Genomic DNA, 7,103 nt, shown 5'->3' with positions numbered 1-7,103 from the left:
ATGATCGCTGCTCCCGTCATACCGTGTGAGCCTGAAGGGGTTGAGAAAGAGGGCCACGGCTGCCATAACGCCAGCGAATCTGGTCGTGGGGCCTTCATCGACTCACCCACTCTGCGTCGTTCGCGATTTCGATATCGCTCCACCGGGGAGCTCCCTCCCAATCTCCCGGGGACATGCAGACAAATCCGGCGACGATCGCGGCAGTCTCCAGACGATGGATGGGCGCTGCCCCCCGCGCTCGTGCTGCCAGGTAGCCCGCGACAAAGGCGTCCCCAGCGCCGACGGAGTCAACGACCGGAACCTCATATGCGGCGACTTGAAGGTAGTTTCCGTCGATGATCGCATCGGCGCCATCTGCTCCGCGCTTAATGATGACCTCAGGTATGTCGTACCTCTCGGCGAGTTCGGCGGCGAGCTGGTGATCCGGCGTAGAAGGCGGGAGGATCAGTCGGGCTTCGTCAATACCGGCGAAAAGTATCAAAGCGCGACTAGCAATTTCGGTGTAATCCAGCACTGCACTCCGACTTCCCCAGACAGAGTGTCGATGATTGATATCGAAAGAGACTGCCGTTCCAACCGATGCAGCGATGTCCACTGCGCGCCGCACAGCGTTACGTGCCGAGTCAGAGATGCCAAGAGTTATTCCGGTGACATGCAGGATATGGCTCTCCGCGAGGGCACTCTCGTGGACATCATTTGCGTCGAGTCGCGATCCCGCACTGCCTCGGCGGTAGTACGTCACTTTCGTGTGCTTGACGCTTCGCATCTCTTTCAACAGGATGCCCGTGGAAGCTCCGTCGTCGACGGTGACCTGTGCGTTGACCCCCTCGCCGCGCAGTTCCTTGGTGATGCGCCGCCCGAGCGAGTCGTCTCCGACCCTGCCAACCCACATCACGTGAAGGCCGAGGCGGGCAGTGCCAATGGCAACGTTTGACTCAGCGCCCCCCATGCCCACACGGCAGGTGGACGCGCCATCGAAGAGGGTGCCGGTCGGAGTTTGAATGACCCCCATGCTTTCGCCCAGAGTGTAAACGTCGTAGGTCACGATAGGAGATCCGCCACGGATGCCGTGGATCGCGCGTACGCTGCGCCGATCTCCGCAAATCTGGACTCTGCGATCATGGCGCGCGGCGCCAACCATGATGCGCCAACCGCGACAACAGAATCTATGGCGAGGTAGGCGCGCACGTCATCGGCGCTGATGCCGCCAGTGGGCATGAACTTAGTGTCAGGGAAGACCTCGGCCAACGAGCGAAGAGCGGGAACGCCGCCAGCCGCCGCCGCCGGAAAGAACTTCACAAGCTTCACCTGGCTGGCTGCGGCCATCATCACCTCTGTTGCGGTTGCGACGCCGGGTATGGCCAACACGCCCAGTTCCCGGGCTGCATCCGCAATATCTGCTCGAAAACCGGGGGAAACCACGAACTCGACGCCGGCGTCGACAGACCTTCGAAGGTCTTCAACAGTGGTGACCGTCCCAACACCAACCGACAGCATCCCTTCCTCGATCGCTGCCTCAATCGCACGGAAACCAGCAGGAGTTCGAAGCGTAATTTCAATCGAGGTTGCTCCGGACTCGGCAAGAGCGCGAACAAGCTGCGGCGCGTAGCGATAGTCGTCGATCGTAACGACGGGAATCAAGCCAACCGGATGGCCCTGCCGCATCGCGTTACTCATCGCGCTGAGCCACAGACGGGCTCACCATCATTCGCTTGAGATACGCATCCGGATGTGACCGTGCCCCTTCGAATGCCACAACGGCATCTTCGAGGCGGAACTCCCCCAGCGGCAGACTGGTGACGTCAATCGCACCAGAGACCAGGTTGTCGACAGCCTGAGCGAAGTCCTTCATGGTGTGCGATTTGGAGGCGATTAGCGATATTTCGCCCTCCACCAGATTCCACGCGCTGAGGCCGAGATCCCGAGTGCCGACACCGAGAAGCACAACTTTTCCACCCTCCCGGGTGACCTTTATGGCTGCCTTGACGGCATGTGGATTGCCTGTCGCCTCGAAGCAGACGTCGAAACGTGAACGAGAACTCACATCCAGTTCTGAAAGTTGAGGATCGGTAACCTCAAACCCGAGTTGACGAGCGAGATCCCGTCTCTTCATCGACGACTCAACCACGACTACCCTGTTGCCCCGCCTTCGAAGGAGAAGTGCGAGCAGCACCCCGACTGCTCCCGCCCCAAATACCGCCACGTCATCACTCTCGCGAAGGGTGACCCGCGAGAGGGCATGAACTCCCACGGCCAGCGGTTCAGCGAAGGCCAGCACGCGCGGGTCTACCGATCCGTCGACAGCGACACATGATGACGCGGGAGCCACCACATATTCTGCAAGCCCACCGTCGTCTTGCAGGCCCAGGGCCACCGTGAATGGGCAATTATTCGTCCTATCATCGTGGCAGGCGGGGCATTCTCCGCAGGGAATATTGACTTCCACAGCAACGAGTTCCCCCACCTCAAAACGGGCTTCACTCCCTGCGTCGATCACTCGCCCGCAGAATTCGTGCCCGAGAGTCAGGGGCTTGGCGGCATCCCCTCGAACGCGAGCAGCGGGAATGGCAATCGGCCCTTCACACCACTCTTCGATGTCAGTGCCACAGATTCCGCAGGCCTCAACCGCAAGGAGTACGTCATTCGAACGGGTCACGACCGGACAGTCGACGATATCGAGCCGAACATCCATGCGGCTGTGCCACCTCAGCGCGAGCATTGTTTCACCCGCAGTGGCTGGTCTCCTAGAAATGGGAAATCCTTCGAATGGTTGAGGGTGACGCAAGGAATTCGTCGAGAAGGACAACGCCGTGGCCCGGTGAAGCGGCTGGGGTAATCCAACCGTCCGTGATCTCGGGAAGCCCAGAAGCGATGTCCTGGTACCAGCCGTGATAGAACGCGCGCGAAACCTCTTGGACGTATCCGTTGGGGATCGAGGTCACAAAGTGGGTTGCCACGGCAAGAGAAACCGGTCCAGTGCAATCGTGAGGCGCAATGGGAATTCCGTATTGCTCGGCTATCGATGCAGACTTCAGACCTGCCGTGATTCCTCCGCTCCACCCGAGGTCGACAATCGCGATATCGATACTCCGTGATTCGAGAAGCGAGCGGTATGGGCTCAGCCCGCCGCCGATACTCTCCCCCACCGCGATAGGAATACTGGTTGATTGCTTGAGGGAATGGAGTGCGTGGGCGTGGTCGGCTCTGAGCGGGTCCTCCACCCATGCCAGATCGAATGAGTCGAGTGCCCTCACGAGGCGCTCGGCACCGCGGAGTGTCCAGAGCGAGTGGAGCTCGAGGTACAGGTCGATTGCATCGCCGACAGTGTCACGAATCTCCCCGAGAACACGCAGCCCAAAATCGAGGGATGTCTTGTGATCTCCGGAACTGGCTTCTGCTGCAAGATCGAATGGCCAGACCTTCATTCCGGTGTAACCCTCATCAAGTAATTCCTTGGCCAGCTCGCCCGGTCTGGTAAGAAATGCCTCCAGATCTTCGTAGCGCTTTCCGGCCCCGGACCCGATCCCCCAGTTTGTCGATGATTGGCGCGACTGTGCATTGACGTAGTCATTGCCTGCGCAGGTGTTGTACGTCGAGATACGTTCCCGCGTGGGCCCTCCCAGAAGCTCCCGCAGGGGCATCGATGCGCGCTTGGCGAGCAAGTCCCAGAGTGCGATATCTATCGCCGAGTTGCCCCTGATCTCCGAGCCGGAGCCGGAGTAGCCCACATACCCGGATAGCAGTCGCGATGTGCTGGAGGGTGAGGTTGGAGCTTTGTTACCAGCAAGGAGCGGCACCGCAACATCGTGGATGTAGGCCTCAACGCTGCTGGAACCGTAGAAGGTCTCGCCGAGCCCCGACTGGCCAGCGTCATCGTGCAGCACCACGAGTGTGACGTTGGGTTGGAGTGGTGTTCGGATTGTTTCCACTGCGGTGATTCGTGGCATCCCGGATTCACCGCCCTGCCGCACGTGGGTTCCCGTCATCTGATCGCTCTCGATCACGAGGTGGCCTTTCTCGAGGCTGCAGTTCGTTTCGCTGAGACCCGGAACATCTGGCCCCGCCGGAATACATCAAGCCCGGCTGCCGCAACAAGGACCAGGCCGATGACGAAGTTCTGCCACGTTGGATCAACCCTGAGCAGCACAAGCCCGTTGGAAAGCACGCTGAGCAAAAGCGCGCCGAGTGCGGCACCGGGAACGCTGCCAATCGCACCGTAGATGCTTGTTCCCCCGATCACAGCAGCCGCGATCACTTGAAGTTCGTAGCCCTGGCCGAACGTCGGTGACCCAGAGCCGAGCCGAGCCGCGAGCACTGCGCCGGTAAAAGCTGCCGCGGCACCGCTAAGAACGTAGACCGAGATCGAAATCTTCCGTACGGCGATACCCGCGCTTCGTGCGGCGTTGAGGTTTCCCCCTAGTGCTCTGATCGACCACCCGTAATTGGTCTGGCTGAGAACCAGGTGCGCGATGACGACCACGACAAGGCCCAGGATGATAACCACCGGGATGCCGAAGACGACCCCCTGACCCCAAAAGGTGAAGTCTGCAGGGAGTGGGCCGATGGGATTGCCTCCGGTCGATGCCACCACCGCAGCCCTGACCGCGAAGAGCGACCCCAGCGTGACGATAATGGGTGGAATCTTTGCGAAGTTCACGAAGAAACCGTTGATCAGTCCAACCCCCGCCCCGACCAGAGTTCCAGCCAGGAAGGCAGTGCCTGCCCCCAGCCCGGCAGAAGAGGTCGCGGCGGCCGTCATAGCGCCCGCAACAAGTACAGAGCCGACAGACAGATCCAATCCACCACTGACAAGCACGATGCAGGCGAACGCGGCAGGAATCGCTATGAGGGTCGCATCCCGCAAAATATTGATCCAGGATTGAGCATTCGCGAACTGGGCGGACTGAGTGAGTCCGAAGATCACAAAGAGTCCGATGGCCACGCTGAGCGCAAACGATGGACTCATGACCAGACGCTTGAGCAGAGGAACATCGAGCTCTGCCAAGTCGACGTCGACTATACCGACAGAAGACGTCACCCCGTGAGGGACAGTGTTCTGCTCTTGTGATGCTGACATCAGTTGGTAGCCTCCAGGTCTTCGTCGCGAGCTGTCGCTCCGGTGATCAGTGAAACGATTTCGGATCGAGTCGTGGCGGAAACGTCACGCACCCCCTGGACCTGCCCGAGACGAAGCACTTGAATCCTGTCGGCGTGGGCGAAGATGAACTCGAGGTCGTGGCACACGAGAATCACAGCCTTCCCCTGCTCCCTGAGTGATCGAATGATCTCGCCTACCTGTGCGGTCTCCCGAACTCCCAGTGCCGCGGTCGGCTCGTCCATCAGGATGATGGGGGTGTCTTGGCGAACAGCCCTGGCGATAGCTACGCCTTGGCGCTGACCCCCGGAAAGCTCCCCTGCGGCGACCCGCACGCTGGGAACCCGCACTTTCAGGCTACGTAAAATCTCAGCCGACTGGGCGATCATCTTCTTCCGATCGGCAAGGATACCGAACCGTCGCAGTGGCTGCCCCAGGAAGACATTCGCTGCAATGTCCAGAGTCTCTACCACCGCCAAATCCTGGAACACAGTGGAGATGCCGCGAGCTCTGGCCAGCCGCGGGTCGGCTTTCTCTAGTGGCACTCCGGCGACCGCTATCTCACCGGAGTCCACCGGGTACACGCCGGAAAGCACCTTCACCAAAGTTGATTTGCCGGCCCCGTTGTCACCAACCAGGGCAAGCACTTCCCCTCCGCGAACAGTCAGAGACACCCCTCGAAGCGCCGCGACATGGCCGAAACTCTTCCATGCATCGGTGATCCTGAGCGCCGGCAACGATGCCTCTGCTGCCGGCCTATCGGTGTCGTGATTTGTGAGTGTCATCTGACTGCTCGCGATCTTGTTATTGGGCTACAACGAGGGGATGAGGGATGCGGGGCAGCCCTTATAGGGGAGTTTCGCCGCGGTCACTGGATCGACGCCGATACCCCATGACTGCTGCGTGCTCGGAGTGCCGTTGACCTTGGCCTTAATCAGGTCGGTCGCAAGCTTTGTCGCGTCAAACCAGCACTGGTTCAGTGTTGCGCCGAGCCACCCATCCTTGAGAGCGGCCGTGGTGGTATCCACGGTGTCGATACCCAGTACGTACACGTCGCCGGGCTTCTTTCCTGCTTCACCCAAGCCGGTCGGAACACCTCCGGGGCATTGTCCCTCCACGCACCAGATCGCGCTGATCGACGGATCTGCTTGCAATGATGCCGTGATTTTTTGCGCCGCAACCGCAGTGTCCGAGTTATCAGACTCCCAGGCCGCCACCTTCATCTCAGGGTGCTTGGAGGCGATCGCGGCCTTAAACGCGGTGACCTGGGCAAGCTGGTTAGGAGTGGTCTGGTCTGTGGAGATGATCAGCACAGAGGCGTCCGCACCGACATCCGCAGCAATCGTGTCTGCAGCGGTGGCACCGAAGGCATCGTTGTCGGTACCGACCGAGTAGTCGGAAACCTCGTCGATGCACCCGATTGTCACCATCACGACTCCGGCATCCTGGGCTTTCTTGATCGTCGAAGCGAATGACGTGGGGTCAGTGTTGCAGAAGATGATGCCATCCGCTCCATCGGCAATTGCCTGCTCGATCTGGCTCACGTTCGCCGCTGTGTCGAGCTTGGTAGGACCAACTCCGGTCGCGATATAGCCGCCATCCTTCGCCTCGTCCTCGAACTTCTGCATCGAAGCCGCCCACGCGGGATAGGACGTGAGCGGATTCACGTACCAGATGTTGAGCTGGCCCGATTCCGAAGCGTCCTCCGTCGCAGGCGAACATCCGGCGACGCCGGCGACGAGCGCCAGGCCCGCAACCAGGGATACAACTGCTCTTTTCTTCATTGTGGCCTCCATTAGCCGTGTTGTTGGTGCGCTTGACTGGTAGCCCTCGCTAGTGGAAATTCCGATGGGGTGCTTATCGCAAACGGAATGCGATCCCACAACTTCGGACTCGTCCAGAAGACATGTACCGAGGGCAACCGGTCAGACCTCGCCCGAAGGGGACTGCAATCGGCGGCGCGCTAGTGCGAGTGTGTGCTCCATTGCAACTCCTTGTCGAACTGGTA

General features: G+C 60.2%; 7 protein-coding genes. All 7 read right to left on the bottom strand.

What is annotated here, in order from left to right:
- Positions 1-94 precede the first annotated feature (94 nt).
- The 7 genes from RMN95_RS03125 to RMN95_RS03095 are packed head-to-tail and all read right to left on the bottom strand — an operon-like array spanning position 95 to position 6,879.
- Positions 95-1,045 (bottom strand): sugar kinase, encoded by a 951-nt coding sequence (locus RMN95_RS03125; protein WP_309615504.1) that lies wholly within the window; start codon positions 1,043-1,045, stop codon positions 95-97.
- On the bottom strand, positions 1,042-1,677 hold the full coding sequence (locus tag RMN95_RS03120; RefSeq protein WP_309615503.1) for a bifunctional 4-hydroxy-2-oxoglutarate aldolase/2-dehydro-3-deoxy-phosphogluconate aldolase: 636 nt from the start codon (positions 1,675-1,677) through the stop codon (positions 1,042-1,044). Before RMN95_RS03120 ends, RMN95_RS03125 begins: the two co-directional genes overlap by 4 nt.
- Positions 1,670-2,719: an alcohol dehydrogenase catalytic domain-containing protein gene (locus RMN95_RS03115; protein WP_309615502.1), complete on the bottom strand. Its 1,050-nt coding sequence runs from the start codon at positions 2,717-2,719 to the stop codon at positions 1,670-1,672. Before RMN95_RS03115 ends, RMN95_RS03120 begins: the two co-directional genes overlap by 8 nt.
- Before the next feature lie 25 nt (positions 2,720-2,744).
- On the bottom strand, positions 2,745-4,004 hold the full coding sequence (locus tag RMN95_RS03110; protein WP_309615501.1) for a mandelate racemase/muconate lactonizing enzyme family protein: 1,260 nt from the start codon (positions 4,002-4,004) through the stop codon (positions 2,745-2,747).
- On the bottom strand, positions 4,001-5,038 hold the full coding sequence (locus tag RMN95_RS03105; protein ID WP_309615500.1) for an ABC transporter permease: 1,038 nt from the start codon (positions 5,036-5,038) through the stop codon (positions 4,001-4,003). The genes RMN95_RS03110 and RMN95_RS03105 overlap by 4 nt, the downstream gene beginning before the upstream one ends.
- Positions 5,039-5,076: 38 nt before the next feature.
- A complete protein-coding gene (locus tag RMN95_RS03100; RefSeq protein WP_309615499.1) occupies positions 5,077-5,880 on the bottom strand; it encodes an ATP-binding cassette domain-containing protein in 804 nt (267 codons plus the stop codon).
- Positions 5,881-5,907: 27 nt separating this feature from the next.
- Positions 5,908-6,879, bottom strand: coding sequence for a sugar ABC transporter substrate-binding protein (locus tag RMN95_RS03095; RefSeq protein ID WP_309615498.1), 972 nt, complete (start codon positions 6,877-6,879; stop codon positions 5,908-5,910).
- Positions 6,880-7,103: the final 224 nt, after the last annotated feature.

The organism is Salinibacterium sp., from assembly GCF_031364185.1.
In the GTDB taxonomy this organism is placed as follows: Bacteria; Actinomycetota; Actinomycetes; order Actinomycetales; family Microbacteriaceae; genus Rhodoglobus.
This window is presented reverse-complemented; position numbering and strand designations above follow the sequence as displayed.

What these genes read in the sequence shown, in the direction of transcription:
- RMN95_RS03120 (WP_309615503.1), bottom strand. Translation starts at nt 1,677, where the DNA reads ATGAGTAACGCGATGCGGCAGGGCCATCCGGTTGGCTTGATTCCCGTC.
- RMN95_RS03115 (WP_309615502.1), bottom strand. Translation starts at nt 2,719, where the DNA reads ATGCTCGCGCTGAGGTGGCACAGCCGCATGGATGTTCGGCTCGATATC.
- RMN95_RS03100 (WP_309615499.1), bottom strand. Translation starts at nt 5,880, where the DNA reads ATGACACTCACAAATCACGACACCGATAGGCCGGCAGCAGAGGCATCG.
- RMN95_RS03095 (WP_309615498.1), bottom strand. Translation starts at nt 6,879, where the DNA reads ATGAAGAAAAGAGCAGTTGTATCCCTGGTTGCGGGCCTGGCGCTCGTC.